This is a genomic window from Nonomuraea sp. NPDC049637 (assembly GCF_040675235.1).
In the GTDB taxonomy this organism is placed as follows: Bacteria; Actinomycetota; Actinomycetes; order Streptosporangiales; family Streptosporangiaceae; genus Nonomuraea.
On sequence record NZ_JBFAOM010000006.1, the window covers coordinates 210,009 to 224,583 of the forward strand.

Below are 14,575 nucleotides of genomic sequence, written 5' to 3' on the forward strand. Positions count from 1 at the left end.
ACCCACAGTCTGCCGTCCCGTGCTTGCAATTGCAAACGGAACGGCTAACACCTGCAAGCGGTTAGAGCTGGTAGACCCACAGGAAGGGGGTGGTGGTGAGCAAGCTCACAGAGAGGGCGAGGTAGCCGTACCGGACAAATGCTGACAATTCCGGCCCTGGCTTGATCAGGCGGTCCACCCTGGCCATGACGTTGTGCGCGTGCACGCCGAGCATGCCCTGCGGGGTCGGCATGGCGCCGGCCGTACCGAACCGCAGCAGCGCCGTCGCCAGCCTGCGGGGCGAGCAGTAGCGGCGGGCGCGGTCGTCGGCGGCCATCTCGATCAGCAGCTCCACCTGCGCCTGCGCGTCGGCCACCACCTTCGACCAGGGCAGCGCCCGGCGCAGCGCGGCGAACGGCAGCAGCACCAGGTCGTGCCGCTCGCGCACGTGAGCGGCCTCGTGCGCCAGCACGGCCGCCATCTCGTCCTGCGACAGCAGCTCGAGCGCGCCCGCGCTGACCACGACCTGCGAGCGCAACCCCGGCACGCAGTACGCCGCCGCGCTGGGATGGTCGAGCACCCGCACCCCCGGCACGCCCGGATCGTCGCGGGAGATGAGCGCGAGCAGCACGCGATGCCGCCGCCGCGCGCGCAACGCCTGCACGCCGGCCGTCAGCAGCACCACGACCAGCACCGCCAGCGACGTGAGACCGGCGATCATGGCCAGGACGTGCAGCGGGTCCCACGCCTCGACCGGCGTCCTGCCGCGGGCGAAGGCGATCAGCCCGGGCAGCACGCCCACGTTGTAGGGCTGGACCGCGTAGGCCAGCATGGCGCCGGTGGTGGCCAGGCCCCAGGCCACGCCCAGGGACTGCCAGACGATGATGGCGAGCCTCGGGGCACGGGAGGTCCACCGGGCCGTCGTGAAACGCCAGGAGCCGAGCGCGCACGCCGTGGCGAGCGCCGCTAGCACCGCTGCCGTGATCACTCTTCCTCCAGCTCCGTGAGGGCTCTCCGCAGGATCTCCGCCTCCGGGCCCGACACGGCCTGGGCGAAGCGGGTCAGGGCGGCCGATCGGTCGCCCGTCAGGTCCAACGCCTCAAGCATAAGCTCGGCGATGTAGGCGTCACGGCTCGCGGCCGGTTCGTAACGCCACGCGCGGCCGTCCCTGGTGCGCTCCAGGAAGCCCTTGCGCGTGAGGCGGTCGAGTACGGTCATCACCGTCGTGGGGGCGAGGTCGCGATCGGCAATGAGCCTGCCGACCTCGCGGGCGGTCAGCGGGTTGTGCTCCGCCCAGAGGATGTCCATGATGCTGCGCTCAAGCTCGCCAAGACCCTTCACGTCCTTCAGGGTAGCTCTACAAAGCGTCGAGCTGGCATCCGGGAGCGGCAAGTGGCGGCGCGGAAGCCCGCCTGGCAGGCTCGGTGAGATGAATGTCACGTTGGTGCAGGGCGACATCACCGAGCAGCGGGCCGACGCGATCGTGAACGCGGCCAACTCCTCGCTGCTCGGCGGCGGGGGCGTCGACGGCGCCATCCACCGCCGCGGCGGGCCGGAGATCCTGGAGGAGTGCAGACGGCTGCGCGCCGGGCACTACGGCAAGGGCCTGCCGACCGGACAGGCCGTCGCCACCACCGCCGGGCTGCTGCCGGCCCGCTGGGTGATCCACACCGTGGGGCCCGTCTACTCCAGGTCGCAGGACCGCTCCGAGCTGCTGGCCTCCTGCCACCGGGAGTCGCTGCGGGTGGCGGACGAGCTCGGCGCGCGGACGGTGGCCTTCCCCGCGATCTCCACGGGCGTCTACGGCTGGCCGCTCGACGACGCCGCCCGCATCGCCGTCGCCGCCGTGCGCGCGGCCGTGACGTCGGTCGAGGAGGTCAGGTTCGTGCTCTTCGACACCGCCGCCTACGAGGTGTTCCTCGCCCAGGTCTCCCGATAGCCCGGATCCCGTCAGCCGGGATCCCGTCAGCCCGGATCCCGTCAGCGCGGGTCCACCGCCGACCAGGGCAGCGTCAGCTCGCCGAGCCGCCATCGGGCTGGGCCGCCGAGCGGCGGGCGCACCGCCACCGGCCACCGCCCGGCCAGCAGCCGCACGGACGCCAGCCAGCGCTGCCGCAGCCCGTGCACCCCGTAAGGGGCGCTGACCGCCCACGCGTGGTCGAAGTCGCGCAGGAACGCATGGATGCGCTCACCCGGGACGTTCCGGTGGATGAGGGTCTTCGGCAGCCGGTCGGCCAGGTCGGAAGGCCGTTCGAAGGCGTCGAACCGGGCGGAGAACGTCAGCGTGCGCGGGCCGTCGGGGGACAGGCCCACCCAGACCGCCCGCCGCCCGGTCTCGGAACAGGTGCCCTCGACCAGCACGCCGCCGGGGGCCAGCTTGCCGCACAGCACGTCCCAGTAGTGCCACGCCTCCGCCTCGCCGTACTGGCGCAGCACGTTGAAGGCGCGGACCAGCGTCGGCGGGCGCGGGACGGGCAGCTCGAAGCCGCCGAGCACGAAGCTCAGCCCCTCCCGCTCGTACGGCTTGGCCAGGGCCACCCTGGCCGGGTCGATCTCGATGCCGACCACCTCGACGTCGGGCGCGACCGCGCGCAGCCGGGTGAACAGCTCGAGCGTGGTCGTGTGCGAGGCGCCGTAGCCGAGGTCGACGACGAGCGGGCGGACGGCGGCGCGCAGGGCCGGGCCGTGCACGGCGGCCGTCCAGCGGTCGACCCGGCGCAGCCGGTTGTGCCACGTCGTGCCGCGGGTGATCGCGCCGACCGGTCTGGCCATCCGGCTCAGCCGCCGCTGACGCGGTGCACCTTGTGCTGGGCGGCCTGGGCGCGCGGCCTGATCACCAGGCGGTCGATGTTGACGTGCGACGGGCGCGTCACGCACCAGGCGATGGCGTCGGCCACGTCGTCGGAGGTCAGCGGGTCGGGGACGCCCTCGTACACGCGGGCGGCGGCGGCCTCGTCGCCGCGGAAGCGGGTGACCGCGAAGCCCTCGCTCCTGACCATGCCCGGCGCGATCTCGACCACCCGGACCGGCTGCCCGACCAGCTCCAGGCGGAGGGTCTCGGCCATCGCGGACTGGGCGTGCTTGGCCGCGCAGTAGCCGCCGCCGCCCTCGTACGAGACCAGGGCGGCGGTCGAGGTCAGCATCACCAGCACGCCGTCGCCCGACTCCACGAGTTTGGGGATCAGCGCCTGGGTCATGCGTAGGGAGCCGAGTACGTTCGTGTCGTACATCTGCTGCCAGTCGTCCAGAAGGGCGTCCGTGACCGATTCCATGCCGAGCGCGCCACCGGCGTTGTTGACCAGCACGTCGCAGCGGTCGAGCGAGCCCACCAGCGCGTCAACCGACTCCTGAGAGGTCACGTCGAGCGTCACCGGCCTGATCGAGGGCACCTCCGCGGCCAGCTTGTCCAGCCGGTCGCGGCGCCGCGCGCCCGCCACCACCACATAACCTTCAGCGGCGAGCCGCCGCGCGGTCGCCTCGCCGATGCCGCCGCTCGCGCCGGTCACCACTGCCGTTCTCTGCATGCCCCTCATCCTGCCAGGGCGGACGCGGTGCGAACCGCGGCAGGGAATGTCGAAAAAATTCGGATAGTTGTATTCCGCTTGGAGGTGATGTCGAGTGAGGCGACGACGGGTCAGCCGGGTCGCGACCATCAGCATGCACACATCGCCATTGGACCAGCCCGGCACGGGCGACGCCGGTGGGATGAACGTGTACATCGTCGAGTCGGCCAGGAGACTGGCGCAACTCGGCGTGGAGGTGGAGATCTTCACCAGGGCCACCGCCCGCGACCAGCCGCCCGTGGCCGAACTCGCCCCAGGCGTCCTGGTACGTCACCTGACGGCCGGGCCGTACGAGGAGATGGACCGCGCGGACCTGCCCGGGCAGCTGTGCGCCTTCCTGTCGGAGGTGCTGCGCACCGAGGCCATGTACGAACCGGGCCACTACGACGTCATCCACTCCCATTACTGGCTGTCCGGGCAGGTCGGCTGGCTGGCCAAGGAGCGCTGGGGCGTGCCGCTCGTGCACACCATGCACACCATGGCCAAGGTCAAGAACCTGCTGCTCGCCCAGGACGACAAGCCGGAGCCGCAGGCCCGCGTGGTGGGCGAGGAACAGGTCGTGGAGATCGCCGACCGCCTCGTGGCCAACACCGCCGACGAGGCCCGCGAGCTCATCGACCTGTACGGCGCCGCCCGGCAGCGCGTGGCCGTCGTGAACCCCGGCGTCAACCTCACCGTCTTCCAGCCCGCCTCGCAGGGCGCCGCCCGGCAGCGGCTCGGCCTGCCGCAGGACGCCCGCGTGCTGCTGTTCGTGGGCCGCATCCAGCCGCTCAAGGCCCCCGACGTGCTGCTGCGCGCGGCCTCGCGCATGCTCATCGACGACCCCTCGCTGCGCGGCCGGCTGGTCGTCGCCTGCGTCGGCGGGCCGTCGGGCAACGGGCTGGCCCGGCCGTCCATCCTCACCGAACTGGCCGGTGAGCTGGGCATCTCGGACGTCGTCCGGCTCGTGCCACCGGCCCCGCAGGAGGAACTGGCCGACTGGTACCGGGCGGCGGACGTGACCGTCGTGCCGTCCTACAGCGAGTCGTTCGGGCTCGTGGCCCTGGAGTCGCAGGCCTGCGGGACGCCGGTCGCCGCGGCCGCCGTGGGCGGGCTGCGCACCGCCGTCGACGACGGGGTCTCCGGCGTGCTGGTGGACGGGCACGACCCCGACGAATGGGCCCGCGTCCTGCACCGCCTGGTCACCCTGCCGGAATGGCGTGAGCAGTTGTCGCGGGGGGCGCGTACGCACGCGGCCGCATTCGGCTGGCAGGCGACGGCGGGCCGGCTCATGGAGGTGTACGCGGGCGCCGTCTCGAATCTGCACAAGGTGCCTGTGGCGCTCAACTTCTAGCGGCTTGCCGGCCCGGCGTCGCGCGCTCCTAAGCTGTATCCCATGCGCGATGTCGTCGAAGCCGCGCTCAAGGCCGCGGACGTCACCTACGACGAGCCGCGGCCCGGGGCGTTCCTGGTCAGGCTGCCCGGACAGCACAAGCTCGCCACGATGACCTGGCTGATCGTCGGCGAGCGGGTGCTGCACGTCGAGGCGTTCTTCTGCCGCCGGCCGGACGAGAACCACGAGGAGTTCTACCGCTGGCTCCTCGGCAAGAACGGCGCCATGTACGGCGTGCACTTCTCCCTCGACCCCGTCGGCGACGTCTACCTCGTCGGCCGGGTGCCGCTGGCCGCCGTCAGCGAGGAGGAGGTCGACCGGCTGCTCGGCTGCGTGCTGACGTACGCCGACGACTGGTTCGACCGGGCGCTGGAGCTTGGCTTCGCCTCCTCCATCAGGCGGGAGTGGGAATGGCGTGCCAAACGCGGCGAATCCCTGGCCAACCTGCAGGCTTTCGCCCGCTTCGCCGACCCCGGGCAGTGACCTGACGGCGCCGCGGGCGGCGGCCATAGGATTGGCCGCATGGCGACTTTGGTGCTGCTACGGCACGGTGAGAGCGACTGGAACGCGAAGGGCCTGTTCACCGGTTGGGTGGACGTCAGCCTGTCGGCCAAGGGCGAGGACGAGGCCCGGCGCGGCGGGCGGCTCCTGCAGGAGGCCGGTCTGCGGCCCGACGTCCTGCACACCAGCCTCCTGACCAGGGCCATCCAGACGGCCCAGCTCGCCCTGGGCGAGGCCGACCTGCTCTGGCTCCCGGTCAAGCGCAGCTGGCGGCTGAACGAACGCCACTACGGGGCCCTGCAGGGCAAGAACAAGGCCCAGACGCGTGAGGAGTTCGGCGACGAGCAGTTCATGCTCTGGCGCCGCTCGTACGACGTGCCGCCGCCGCCCATCGCCGACGACGACGAGTACTCCCAGGCCGGCGACCCCCGTTACGCCCTCCTGCCGCCGGAGCTCATGCCGCGCACGGAGTGCCTGAAGGACGTCGTCGACCGCATGCTCCCGTACTGGTACGACGAGATCGTCCCCGACCTGGCCGCCGGGCGCACGGTCCTGGTGACCGCGCACGGCAACTCGCTGAGGGCCCTGGTCAAGCACCTCGACGGCATCAGCGACGACGACATCGCCGGGCTCAACATCCCCACGGGGATCCCGCTGGCCTATGAGCTGGACGCCGACTTCAAGCCGCAGGTGCGGGGCGGGCGCTACCTCGACCCGGAGGCCGCCAAGGCCGCCATCGAAGCGGTGGCCAACCAGGGCCGCTGACCCCTGCAGCCCGTCGGGCGCGCGAGGGGCTCCCGTCCCTCGCGCGCCCCGGCGTGAGCCGGGGGCGGCGGTGGGAAAGGTATGGCACTGATGCCGGACACTGAAATGTGTGCGCCGTTCTGGGGCGAGGTGCCTATGCTTTCGGGGATGTGAGCACCTCTGCCAGAGCTGAGCGCTCCTGCCCCCTTCCGTCCGCCGGGGAAGCCCGCGTTCCGGGCGGGACGGTCTGACGTGCCGACGTGGGAGCCCTGCGTGTCGCGCGGGCTCGTACGCGTGGTCGAAGCGTCCTGTTGCGAGGAGTACGTCCTGTGCTTCGAGGCCGCGCAGTTCTTCGTGCGGCGGGTCACCGAGCGAGGGGACCACGAGGAGACCGCCAGGGGCCCGTACGCCCGTGCCGCCGCGGTCTGGGCCGAGCTGGCACGGCGGCACGTGTGCAGGAGCCGGCAGGCGGCCTCCTGACGTGACCGGGCCTGAGCACGGCCCGTCAGTCGGACGTCGGGCGCAGGACGAGGGTGACGAACCCGAAGACGTCCCGGTAGACGCGCAGCCATTCGGCGCGGTGGGTGTCGGCCGTCGTGAGGGCCTCGCACCTGTCCGGATGGTCGGGGTTGTCCAGAGCCCAGGACGCCAGCGAGCCCGTCCAGGCCCATTCGTAGTCGTCGAGCTCCTGACGCCTGCTGATGTGGCCGTGCACCGGCGTCCAGCCGTCGGCGGTGACCCGGTCCATCAGGGCCGGCAGGCCGGTGAGCTCGCCCAGCATCTCCACCGCCTCGGCGGACGGCTCCTGGGCCCAGAAACCGTCTCCCACCAGGACGCGTCCGCCGGGAGCCAGGTGCTCGCGCGCCGCCGCGAGCGTGGGGAGCAGGCCGCCGAACGCGTGCGTCGCCCCGACGCTGATCACCAGGTCGAACGCGTGCGGTGAGGTGAACTCGGCGGCGTCCGCACGATGGAGGACGAGCCGGTCGTGGACGCCGAGCGCCTCCGCGCTGTCGCGGGCGTGCGCCAGCGAGCCCTCGGCGATGTCCACGCCCTCCGCCTGCAGCTTGGGGTGCGTGCCCAGCGCGCGCAGCAGCCACTCCCCGCCGCCGCAGCCGAGGTCGAGCACGCGCGAGTCGCCCTGGGGGAGGGCGCGGTCGAGAAGGCGGCGCACCGAGTCGTCGTCGAGCGGAGCCGCGATCGGATGGTCAGCGTGGGCGAGTCGGGAGATCTGTTCACGATTCACCGGCGGAGCCTGCCACATGCGGAGACGTCGCCGCATCCGCTTTTGGCCAGGAGACAGGGCGCTTGGCAGGCGTCTGTCGCTGTTCGCCGCTGTTCGTCCCGCCGGATTGTCTTGCCCCCATGCCGGATTGTCTGGCCCCCATGCCGGGGGACGTGCGAAGCGGGCGGCCCCCCGACAGGTGCCGCCCGCTGCGTCCGGATGAAGAGCCTGCCTCCCGGGGAGGCCGTCAGCTGGGACGGGAGCCGGTGACCAGGTAGACGACGTCCCTCGCCACCCGTACCGCGTGGTCGGCGTACCGCTCGTAGTACCGGCCGATCAGCGTGATGTCGATCGCCGGCTCCACGCCGTGCTGCCAGTCCTTGGCCAGGATGTTGCGGAACAGCCGGCGGTGCAGCCGGTCCATCGCGTCGTCGTCCTCCTCCAGCTCGAGGGCCGACTCCACATCCCTGGAGGCCACGCAGCTCCCGGCCTTGGTGACCAGGTTCTCGGCGATCTGCCCCATTTCCACGATGGTCGAGCGAGTCTCGGGCGGAATCGCCGAGTCGGGGTGCCGCAGCCGGGCCACCTTGGCCACATGGACGGCCAGGTCGCCCATACGTTCGAGGTCGGTGCCCATGCGCAGCGCAGTGATGACCATCCGCAGGTCCACCGCGACCGGCTGCTGCCTGGCCATCAGCTCGAAGATCGACGACTCGATGTCGGCGAAGAGGGCGTTCACCTCCTGGTCACGGGAGATGACGCTCTCGGCGAGCTGGAGGTCGGCGTCGAGGAGGGCCGTGGTGGCACGGGAGATGGCCGAGCGGACCAGCCTCGTCATCTCGACCAGCTTGCCCGTCAGGAGATCAAGTTCTTCATGGTACGCGTCGCGCATGTCGTCACCGTACGTGCCACTCGATGAACGAACCTCTACTGCGAGATGAACTTTCCAGGAAAGGGCTGTTCATCCGCAGGTGAGAGGTCTGTCCCTTGGACTTCGCCACCTACCATCGGAGGCATGAGTGAGATGGCCATGAGCTTCGCGGCCCTGGCCGGGTTCGTCGTGGGAGCCCTGGCGGTCCTGTTCTACCGGAACCAGATCGAGGCTCCGAAGAGGACCGAATCAGCCGACGGCGTCGAGACCGGAGCGGCGCTGCCGCAGGGCGTGGCCTCCGTGCTCGCCGTGCTCCCCTCGTCCGCCGTCGTGCTCGACGCGCACGACCGCGTGCTGCGCGCCAGCTCGGCCGCGCGCGCGTTCGGGCTGGTCAAGGGCGACAGGCTGATGGCCGCGGAGCTGCTCGCACTGGCAAGACAGGTACGCCGCGACGGCGAGATCCGCGAGAGCGAGATCGACGTCGCCGGCCACAAGTTCGGTCAGGAGACGACGAACTTCGCCGTCCGCGTCGCCCCCCTCGGCTCCTACGGCCAGGTGCTGGTGCTGGCCGAGGACCAGACCGAGCGGCGCAGGGTGGAGGCCGTGCGCCGCGACTTCGTCGCCAACGTCAGCCACGAGCTGAAGACCCCCGTGGGCGCGCTGAGCCTGCTGGCCGAGACCATCCAGGACGCCGCCGACGACCCCGAGGCGGTCACCCGCTTCGCCGGGCGCATGCAGCACGAGGCCGCCCGGCTCACCTACCTGGTCCAGGACCTGATCACGCTGAGCAGGATCCAGGGCGCCGAGCCCATCCCCACGCCGGGCCAGGTCGCCATCGACGAGGCCGTCCACGACGCCATCGACCACTGCAACACCAAGGCGGTGGCCAAGGACATCACGCTGGTCACCGGCGGCACCGAGGGCCTGCGCATCTGGGGCGACGACGAGCTGCTCGTCACCGCCCTGCGCAACCTCATCGACAACGCCGTCGCCTACAGCCCCGAGCACACGCGGGTCGTGGTCAGCGTCCGCCCGGCCGGCGACTCCGTCGAGATCAGCGTCAGCGACCAGGGCATCGGCATCCCCGAGGAGTCTCTGGAGCGCATCTTCGAGCGCTTCTTCCGCGTCGACGCAGCCAGGTCGCGGGCGACCGGCGGCACCGGGCTCGGGCTGGCCATCGTCAAGCACGTCGCCGCGGCCCACGCGGGCGAGGTGTCCGTCTGGAGCAAGGAAGGCTCCGGCTCCACCTTCACCCTCCGTCTGCCCGCCTTCGGCGGCACGGCGGTGGCAGTACCACCCTCGATTCCCCTGGAGACCGCAAAATGACCAGAGTTCTAGTGGTTGAGGATGAGGAGTCCTTCTCCGACGCCTTGTCCTACATGCTGCGCAAGGAGGGCTTCGAGGTGTCGGTCGCGGCGACCGGGCCCGAGGCGCTCGACACGTTCGACCGCAACGGCGCGGACCTCGTGCTGCTCGACCTGATGCTGCCCGGCCTGCCGGGCACCGAGGTGTGCCGCTCGCTGCGGCAGCGCTCGAAGGTGCCGGTCATCATGCTGACCGCCAAGGACAGCGAGATCGACAAGGTCGTGGGCCTGGAGCTGGGCGCCGACGACTACGTGACCAAGCCGTTCTCCTCGCGGGAGCTGGTGGCCCGCATCCGCGCGGTGCTGCGCCGTCAGGGCGACGTGGTGGAGGAGCTGGAGACGGCCGTCCTGGCCGTCGGCCCGGTGCGCATGGACGTCGACCGCCACGTCGTCGCGGTGCGCGGCGCGCAGGTGCAGCTGCCGCTGAAGGAGTTCGAGCTGCTGGAGGTGCTGCTGCGCAACGCCGGCCGGGTGCTCACCCGCGGCCAGCTCATCGACCGCGTCTGGGGCGCCGACTACGTGGGCGACACCAAGACGCTCGACGTCCACGTCAAGCGCCTGCGGGCCAAGATCGAGGCGGACCCGTCCAACCCGCGCTGCATCCTCACCGTGCGCGGCCTGGGCTACAAGTTCGACGCCGTCGAGGAGTGAACGACCCTTGTTCTGGTACGTGGGTTCGTACCAGAACAAGGGTTCTCTCATGCCGTCAGTGGGCCTCTTCGGTGGCCGTCGGCGTGGGCGACGCCGAGGGCGTCGCGACCGGGGTGGCGTTGGGGGCGGCCGGGTAGTCCTTGAACTCACGGCTGCGCGTGACCACAGGGACGTTCAGGGTCACTGTCCCGGCGTTGGCGAACTGGAGGTCCAGACGCACGCTCTCGCCGCCCCTGAGGCTCGTGGAGATGCTCTCCAGCATCAGCTGGGGCTGCGGCTTGCCGGTGTTGACGAGCTGGTTGGGGGGAAGCTGGATCGGCGTGGCGACCTTCACGGACCCGACCGAGCCCGCGGAGACGGCCTGGAGCGTGTCGGCGGCGCCCGCGGTGTTGAGGATGTTCAGGTAGATCGGGGCTGAACCGCGCCACGGGAGCTGGGCGCCGGAGTCGGGGCCGAGGATGAACGCCTGCGGGATGTGAATGCCGCGCGTGCCATAAGCACCCTGGTCGATGAGTGCGACCGCCTCGTTCGGGGCGTACGGCTTGTTGGTGTTGGCGTCGAATCCTGCCCCGCAGCCCGCGAGCACGGGGGCTGCCAAGAACGCGGCGGCTACGACAATCCAGCGACGGCTGGTCACGTGCGGGTTCTCCTTGCTCTTGCGCGGTATGGCGCATGGGGTGTTGGGCAGCGCCTACCATATCCACCTGAATCCATGGTCATATCCGCACCCCCGCAGGTCATTCGCTATGTCCGGAAATGCGATTCATACGGTCGAGGACTTGTCAAGCCCCAATATGCGGCTTTGACCTGCAGTTATGAGGATTTCACTGTTCCGGGAGCCTGTGGATGCGTGGTACCCTGGAGTACAGCGGAAGGGGTACTTGTCACATGACTTTCCAGGTCGGCGACACTGTCGTCTACCCCCACCATGGGGCTGCTCGGATCGAAGCAATCACGAAGCGATCCATCAAGGGTGAGGAAAAGACCTACCTGGTGCTCAAGGTCGACAAGGGCGACCTTACCGTCCAGGTGCCAGCAGAAAACGCGGAACTCGTCGGTGTGCGCGACGTCGTCGGCCAGGAAGGCCTTGAGCGGGTTTTCGATGTTCTTCGGATGCCGCACACGGAAGAGCCGACCAACTGGTCGCGCCGTTACAAGGCCAATCTGGAGAAGCTCGCCTCCGGCGATGTGAACAAGGTTGCGGAGGTGGTTCGCGACCTGTGGCGTCGCGACCGCGAGCGCGGCCTGTCAGCGGGCGAGAAGCGCATGCTCGCGAAGGCTCGTCAGATCCTCGTCAGCGAGCTCGCGCTCGCCGAGAAGACCAATGAGGACAAGGCTGAGGCCCTGCTCGACGAGGTTCTCAACTCCTGAACACGAATCTTCCACGGGTGGGCGTCGGAGTCGACGTCCACCCGTTCGCTTCGGTGGACTCGGGGCGTGAGCTCAGCCTCGCCGGCCTTCGCTGGCCAGCGGAGCTCGGGCTCGACGGCCACTCCGACGGCGACGTCGCCGCGCATGCCGCCTGCGACGCGCTGCTGTCCGCGGCCGGCCTGGGCGACCTGGGCGGGCTGTTCGGCACGTCCGATCCCCGCTGGGCCGGTGCTTCCGGGGTCACCCTGCTGGTTGAGACCGCCCGCCAGGTGCGCGCGGCGGGCTTCGAGATCGGCAACGTGGCCGTCCAGGTGATCGGCAACCGTCCCAAGATGGCTCCTCGGCGTGCCGAGGCCGAGCTGGCGCTCGGCGGCGCCGTGGGGGCGCCGGTGAGCGTCTCGGCCACCACCACCGACGGGCTCGGGCTCACCGGGCGCGGCGAGGGGATCGCCGCGATCGCCACGGCCCTCGTGGTCAACCTTTCCTAGGCATTCAGCGTCTTATGTGTGGGATGCGTGAGGGTGTCCCGGCGGGTCGTCGCCGAACCCGCCAACTGTGGGGGCGGCGGTTCGTCACTGGCGCGGTACGGACCGCCGCCTTCCTCAGTGGGTAGTTTCCCCAGGTGTCGGGTATGTCCCCATCTAAGACATGTGAACGTCTCGGGGGGAGCTACACATGATCGGCGCGATCGTTTCCGCAGTAGTCATCGGCGCCATCGTCGGTGCGCTGGCCCGGCTGATAGTGCCTGGCAGGCAGAACATGTCCATTGGCCTGACGCTCATCGTGGGCATCGTGGCCGCCCTGATCGGCACCCTGATCGCACAGGCGTTCGGCTGGGCCGACACCAAGGGCATCGACTGGCTCGAACACATACTCCAGCTCGTCCTGGCTGTGGTCGGCGTGCTCCTCGTGACGCGGATGGGCTGGGGCGGACGCGGTGGCCGCACCGGTCGAACCACGACCTGACCTGCTCGTTCGTAAAGCCGGCGCATAATCGTCGGCGATCGGGTAGCGAAGCTCCCCGTGAGAGTGAACGGCTCACTCTCACGGGGAGGTTTCGTGTCATGACCATTCAGTCCATCCTTGGCGCCATCGTGATTGGCGCCGTCATTGGCGCAATCGGTCGCCTGCTGCTGCCCGGCAGGCAGGCCATCGGGTGGATCCTCACCATCGTCGTCGGCATCGTCGCCGCCCTGCTGGGCACCCTCATCGCCCAGGTGCTCGGCGTCGAGACGACCCCCGGCATCGACTGGATCGAGCTCGTGATGCAGGTCGTCCTGGCGATCGTCGGTGTCGGCCTGGTCGCGGGCCTACGCCGCGGCTCCAGGGTCTAGCGGCGCCAGGGGTGTAGACGAGATAGACGCACACGAAACGGCCCGTCCGGGGTCATCCCGGACGGGCCTCTCGTTTTTTTGCGTTTCCTGGGGGTTGTGGCCGCTATTCCTCGGGGTCCGGCGGGCGCGGAGTGCTGCGCAGGCGGCCGGACGGGGCCTGGGTGTCCTCGTGGATCACCGGGTGTGGCGCGGTGTCCTCAGAGTCGCTCTGGGGCGTTCGAGGCTCGTCGGTGGCGGGGCGGCTTCGGCGGTCGTCCTCGATGACGGGGACGGGCTGGGTGTCGACGTCGCGGGTGTCGGTGGCCCGGGTGTCGGATCGGGGGTGGACCAGGACGTCGGTCGGCTTGACCCGGTCGCCCCACCGGACCGGCCGCCTCAACGGCTCGGGCGCGGGCTCCGGTTCAGGTTCCGGCTCCGGCTTGTGCTCGGGCTCGGGCTCGGGCTGCGGCTCGTGCTGGGGTTCCGGTTCGGGCTCCGGTTCCGGTTCGGGCTCAGGGGCTCGTACGGGCTCGGGTTCCGGCTCCTGCGGGACGGCCTGCCACTCGGACACCTGCGTCGGGACCGGGGGCGTCTCCGGCGCGGCCGTGGGCCCCACCAGCGGCGTGGACTCCAGCACGGGCGGGGGCGCCTCGGTCACCAGCGGCGGCGGCGTGTCGGCCGCGCGGCCCGGATGGAAGGGCACGAAGTCGTCGTCGTCCTCCTCCTCGCGCGCCGCGGCCCGGTGAGCCTGGACGTGCTTGATCAGCAGCAGCCAGAGCCACAGGGCCACGGCCAGCATGACCCAGGGCGCCAGAGCCACGCCCACGGCCACCTGGCGCGCGTCGAAGGTGAACCGCAGCGCGGTCGCCACGTCGGCCGCCGCGGCGGCCACGATGAGCAGGACCAGCACGGTGGCGGCCTGCGCCCGCACCAGCGGCCGGGCTGGGCGCAGCAGCAGCACGCCGAGCAGCGCGACCACGAGCAGCGCGTCGAAGGCGGCCGGATAGAGGAAGGCGAGGTCCTGCCGCGCCTCGCCGGTGACGGCCAGCGCGCGCAGATCGTCGAAGGACAGCGCGCAGGCGGCTCCGGTCAGAGCGGCCACCGCGAGCCCGGCCAGGGCGATGCCCAGGCGACGGAGCGTAGAGGGGGGAGTCACGTCCATGGCGCCTTCGAGACTACAGAAGAATGGGGATCACGACCGATCGAGGGAGACACATGCCCGAGCTGCCGGAAGAAGCGCGCGAACTCCTGGATGCCCCGAATCATGCGACGGTGACCAGCCTCAACCCCGACGGCGGGCCGCAGTCCACCGTGGTGTGGGTGCGCACGGACGGCGACGACGTCCTGTTCTCGACCGTCCGGGGGCGGGTGAAGCCGCGCAACTTCGAGCGCGACCCGCGGACGAGTTTGCTGGTCATCGACCCGAAGAGCCCCGACCGCTACGTGGAGGTGCGCGGCCGGGTGACGATCGAGGAGGACCCCGGGGGCGCGTTGATCCAGGAGCTGGCCCAGAAGTACACAGGCGAGCCTTGGGAGGACAAGCCGGGCACCGAGCGCCTGATCATCCGGATCCGTCCTGACAAGGTCACGGTGCGAGGCTAAGTAATCGGCCTACAAGAGCCTC

At 70.6% G+C, this 14,575-nt stretch carries 20 protein-coding genes; 12 read left to right on the forward strand and 8 right to left on the reverse strand.

Going from position 1 to position 14,575, the window contains the following annotated elements:
• Window positions 1-61: 61 nt before the first annotated feature.
• Both AB0J71_RS11515 and AB0J71_RS11520 read right to left on the reverse strand, forming a co-directional pair.
• Window positions 62-967, reverse strand: a complete 906-nt coding sequence (locus AB0J71_RS11515; RefSeq protein WP_352319713.1) for a M56 family metallopeptidase — start codon at window positions 965-967, stop codon at window positions 62-64.
• The gene (locus AB0J71_RS11520) at window positions 964-1,320 is read right to left on the reverse strand and encodes a BlaI/MecI/CopY family transcriptional regulator (protein WP_352319711.1); all 357 of its coding nucleotides are present in this window, start codon (window positions 1,318-1,320) and stop codon (window positions 964-966) included. The genes AB0J71_RS11515 and AB0J71_RS11520 overlap by 4 nt, the downstream gene beginning before the upstream one ends.
• Before the next feature lie 88 nt (window positions 1,321-1,408).
• Here AB0J71_RS11520 and AB0J71_RS11525 point away from each other — a divergent pair, with 88 nt between their 5' ends.
• Window positions 1,409-1,918, forward strand: coding sequence for an O-acetyl-ADP-ribose deacetylase (locus AB0J71_RS11525; RefSeq protein ID WP_352319709.1), 510 nt, complete (start codon window positions 1,409-1,411; stop codon window positions 1,916-1,918).
• A 41-nt stretch (window positions 1,919-1,959) separates the two neighbouring features.
• Here the strand turns inward: AB0J71_RS11525 and AB0J71_RS11530 are convergent, their stop codons facing one another.
• Both AB0J71_RS11530 and AB0J71_RS11535 read right to left on the reverse strand, forming a co-directional pair.
• The gene (locus AB0J71_RS11530) at window positions 1,960-2,751 is read right to left on the reverse strand and encodes a class I SAM-dependent methyltransferase (RefSeq protein WP_364413901.1); all 792 of its coding nucleotides are present in this window, start codon (window positions 2,749-2,751) and stop codon (window positions 1,960-1,962) included.
• A 5-nt stretch (window positions 2,752-2,756) separates the two neighbouring features.
• Window positions 2,757-3,503 (reverse strand): SDR family NAD(P)-dependent oxidoreductase, encoded by a 747-nt coding sequence (locus tag AB0J71_RS11535; protein WP_364413903.1) that lies wholly within the window; start codon window positions 3,501-3,503, stop codon window positions 2,757-2,759.
• A gap of 94 nt (window positions 3,504-3,597) precedes the next feature.
• Here AB0J71_RS11535 and mshA point away from each other — a divergent pair, with 94 nt between their 5' ends.
• The 4 genes from mshA to AB0J71_RS11555 all read left to right on the forward strand — a co-directional run bounded on the left by mshA (window position 3,598) and on the right by AB0J71_RS11555 (window position 6,639).
• A complete protein-coding gene (gene mshA / locus AB0J71_RS11540; RefSeq protein ID WP_364413905.1) occupies window positions 3,598-4,875 on the forward strand; it encodes a D-inositol-3-phosphate glycosyltransferase in 1,278 nt (425 codons plus the stop codon).
• Between the two features lie 42 nt (window positions 4,876-4,917).
• Window positions 4,918-5,397, forward strand: coding sequence for a YbjN domain-containing protein (locus AB0J71_RS11545; protein ID WP_352319702.1), 480 nt, complete (start codon window positions 4,918-4,920; stop codon window positions 5,395-5,397).
• Window positions 5,398-5,436: 39 nt separating this feature from the next.
• Window positions 5,437-6,180 carry a phosphoglyceromutase gene (locus AB0J71_RS11550; RefSeq protein WP_352319700.1) on the forward strand — a complete coding sequence of 248 codons (744 nt, stop codon included), beginning with the start codon at window positions 5,437-5,439 and terminating at the stop codon, window positions 6,178-6,180.
• A gap of 252 nt (window positions 6,181-6,432) precedes the next feature.
• Window positions 6,433-6,639: a hypothetical protein gene (locus AB0J71_RS11555; protein WP_352319699.1), complete on the forward strand. Its 207-nt coding sequence runs from the start codon at window positions 6,433-6,435 to the stop codon at window positions 6,637-6,639.
• A 25-nt stretch (window positions 6,640-6,664) separates the two neighbouring features.
• On the opposite strand, the gene AB0J71_RS11560 is transcribed toward AB0J71_RS11555, so the two are convergent.
• Complete coding sequence (locus AB0J71_RS11560; protein ID WP_364413907.1) at window positions 6,665-7,402, reverse strand: class I SAM-dependent methyltransferase; 738 nt, start codon at window positions 7,400-7,402, stop codon at window positions 6,665-6,667.
• 226 nt (window positions 7,403-7,628) lie between these two features.
• Window positions 7,629-8,273, reverse strand: a complete 645-nt coding sequence (phoU, locus tag AB0J71_RS11565; RefSeq protein WP_352319696.1) for a phosphate signaling complex protein PhoU — start codon at window positions 8,271-8,273, stop codon at window positions 7,629-7,631.
• A gap of 123 nt (window positions 8,274-8,396) precedes the next feature.
• Between phoU and AB0J71_RS11570 the strand changes: the two genes are divergently transcribed.
• A complete protein-coding gene (locus AB0J71_RS11570) occupies window positions 8,397-9,578 on the forward strand; it encodes an ATP-binding protein (RefSeq protein WP_364413909.1) in 1,182 nt (393 codons plus the stop codon).
• Window positions 9,575-10,267, forward strand: coding sequence for a response regulator transcription factor (locus AB0J71_RS11575; protein WP_352319693.1), 693 nt, complete (start codon window positions 9,575-9,577; stop codon window positions 10,265-10,267). The genes AB0J71_RS11570 and AB0J71_RS11575 overlap by 4 nt, the downstream gene beginning before the upstream one ends.
• A gap of 55 nt (window positions 10,268-10,322) precedes the next feature.
• On the opposite strand, the gene AB0J71_RS11580 is transcribed toward AB0J71_RS11575, so the two are convergent.
• On the reverse strand, window positions 10,323-10,904 hold the full coding sequence (locus AB0J71_RS11580) for a copper chaperone PCu(A)C (protein WP_352322347.1): 582 nt from the start codon (window positions 10,902-10,904) through the stop codon (window positions 10,323-10,325).
• 251 nt (window positions 10,905-11,155) lie between these two features.
• Between AB0J71_RS11580 and AB0J71_RS11585 the strand changes: the two genes are divergently transcribed.
• The 4 genes from AB0J71_RS11585 (at window position 11,156) to AB0J71_RS11600 (ending at window position 12,972) form a co-directional block, all read left to right on the forward strand.
• Window positions 11,156-11,638 (forward strand): CarD family transcriptional regulator, encoded by a 483-nt coding sequence (locus AB0J71_RS11585; protein WP_043624891.1) that lies wholly within the window; start codon window positions 11,156-11,158, stop codon window positions 11,636-11,638.
• Window positions 11,639-11,655: 17 nt separating this feature from the next.
• Window positions 11,656-12,126 carry a 2-C-methyl-D-erythritol 2,4-cyclodiphosphate synthase gene (gene ispF / locus AB0J71_RS11590; protein ID WP_352322345.1) on the forward strand — a complete coding sequence of 157 codons (471 nt, stop codon included), beginning with the start codon at window positions 11,656-11,658 and terminating at the stop codon, window positions 12,124-12,126.
• 187 nt (window positions 12,127-12,313) lie between these two features.
• Window positions 12,314-12,604: a GlsB/YeaQ/YmgE family stress response membrane protein gene (locus tag AB0J71_RS11595; protein ID WP_352322343.1), complete on the forward strand. Its 291-nt coding sequence runs from the start codon at window positions 12,314-12,316 to the stop codon at window positions 12,602-12,604.
• A gap of 98 nt (window positions 12,605-12,702) precedes the next feature.
• The gene (locus AB0J71_RS11600) at window positions 12,703-12,972 is read left to right on the forward strand and encodes a GlsB/YeaQ/YmgE family stress response membrane protein (protein ID WP_352322341.1); all 270 of its coding nucleotides are present in this window, start codon (window positions 12,703-12,705) and stop codon (window positions 12,970-12,972) included.
• 103 nt (window positions 12,973-13,075) lie between these two features.
• Here AB0J71_RS11600 and AB0J71_RS11605 read toward each other — a convergent pair whose 3' ends face one another.
• Entirely contained in the window at window positions 13,076-14,107 is a 1,032-nt protein-coding gene (locus tag AB0J71_RS11605) for a hypothetical protein (RefSeq protein WP_364413911.1), read from the reverse strand.
• Window positions 14,108-14,166: 59 nt separating this feature from the next.
• Here AB0J71_RS11605 and AB0J71_RS11610 point away from each other — a divergent pair, with 59 nt between their 5' ends.
• Entirely contained in the window at window positions 14,167-14,553 is a 387-nt protein-coding gene (locus AB0J71_RS11610; protein ID WP_364413913.1) for a PPOX class F420-dependent oxidoreductase, read from the forward strand.
• The last annotated feature ends 22 nt before the right edge of the window (window positions 14,554-14,575 follow it).

Excerpts from the sequence above, each read along its gene's own strand:
- AB0J71_RS11525 (WP_352319709.1), top strand. The coding sequence starts at position 1,409 with ATGAATGTCACGTTGGTGCAGGGCGACATCACCGAGCAGCGGGCCGAC.
- AB0J71_RS11530 (WP_364413901.1), bottom strand. The coding sequence starts at position 2,751 with ATGGCCAGACCGGTCGGCGCGATCACCCGCGGCACGACGTGGCACAAC.
- AB0J71_RS11535 (WP_364413903.1), bottom strand. The coding sequence starts at position 3,503 with ATGCAGAGAACGGCAGTGGTGACCGGCGCGAGCGGCGGCATCGGCGAG.
- AB0J71_RS11545 (WP_352319702.1), top strand. The coding sequence starts at position 4,918 with ATGCGCGATGTCGTCGAAGCCGCGCTCAAGGCCGCGGACGTCACCTAC.
- AB0J71_RS11550 (WP_352319700.1), top strand. The coding sequence starts at position 5,437 with ATGGCGACTTTGGTGCTGCTACGGCACGGTGAGAGCGACTGGAACGCG.
- phoU (WP_352319696.1), bottom strand. The coding sequence starts at position 8,273 with ATGCGCGACGCGTACCATGAAGAACTTGATCTCCTGACGGGCAAGCTG.
- AB0J71_RS11570 (WP_364413909.1), top strand. The coding sequence starts at position 8,397 with ATGAGTGAGATGGCCATGAGCTTCGCGGCCCTGGCCGGGTTCGTCGTG.
- AB0J71_RS11575 (WP_352319693.1), top strand. The coding sequence starts at position 9,575 with ATGACCAGAGTTCTAGTGGTTGAGGATGAGGAGTCCTTCTCCGACGCC.
- AB0J71_RS11585 (WP_043624891.1), top strand. The coding sequence starts at position 11,156 with ATGACTTTCCAGGTCGGCGACACTGTCGTCTACCCCCACCATGGGGCT.
- AB0J71_RS11595 (WP_352322343.1), top strand. The coding sequence starts at position 12,314 with ATGATCGGCGCGATCGTTTCCGCAGTAGTCATCGGCGCCATCGTCGGT.
- AB0J71_RS11600 (WP_352322341.1), top strand. The coding sequence starts at position 12,703 with ATGACCATTCAGTCCATCCTTGGCGCCATCGTGATTGGCGCCGTCATT.
- AB0J71_RS11610 (WP_364413913.1), top strand. The coding sequence starts at position 14,167 with ATGCCCGAGCTGCCGGAAGAAGCGCGCGAACTCCTGGATGCCCCGAAT.